Annotated in this window: 1 rRNA gene; it reads left to right on the forward strand. The window is 49.1% G+C overall.

Annotated elements, in window-relative coordinates:
* Nucleotides 1–2: 2 nt before the first annotated feature.
* Nucleotides 3–115 (forward strand): 5S ribosomal RNA (gene rrf, locus IB259_RS30835).
* Nucleotides 116–782: the final 667 nt, after the last annotated feature.

Below are 782 nucleotides of genomic sequence, written 5' to 3' on the forward strand. Positions count from 1 at the left end.
CGCTTGACGACCATAGCGAGTTGGTCCCACTCCTTCCCATCCCGAACAGGACAGTGAAACGACTTTGCGCCGATGATAGTGGACGGACGTCTGTGAAAGTAGGTCATCGTCAAGCTTTTATTCCGCAAACCCCCGCAGGTTACCCTGCGGGGGTTTGTCTTTATATATAAGTGAGAGCCTTGAGTTCTCAGCCGCGGTAAAGATGGAGAGATCCAGCAAAACAGCGGTTTTGCAGTAGAAGATGCAGATTAGGCAGAAGCCAGCTGCATGAACTGCAAAAAAGATGTTATAGTTTGCGGCTTGGCTGCTACCGAAATATCAGGGTATACCCCGACATTCCGATAGCTGCTAAGGGAAGCGAAAAGCCGGGACGTTGTCCTGGCGGACCTGAAGGGGTCCAGGCGGTAAGTTGTCAGGTCTTGATGCTGGAGATGAGTTGAAAAACTCAAACAAAAGCGACAACGATTTGACAAGCGCTAAAAACTCCTTCATAATCTCGTTTCTCTGCTGCTGATGCAGCGACGTCGCGTAAGCGGCGAAGCGCCAAGTTGGCGGCAAGATGCAGTAAGTAGTGCAGAATTTAGCAGTACCGCTCTTTAACAATTAAACAACCGATAAGTGTGGGCGCTTGATGCGAGTGCATAGTGGCTTCGGCCACAAGCACAATGAAATCAAGTGCTCACTAGAAGTGAAGTACCTTAGATGTCAAGTCTAAGCACATACCTCACTTCCTTTGAGTAGCGACGTATGACTCGACCCTTTCGGGGGTTAAGAAATACGAA

This window comes from Achromobacter sp. ACM04, from assembly GCF_014851465.1.
GTDB lineage: Bacteria > Pseudomonadota > Gammaproteobacteria > Burkholderiales > Burkholderiaceae_B > Achromobacter > Achromobacter aegrifaciens.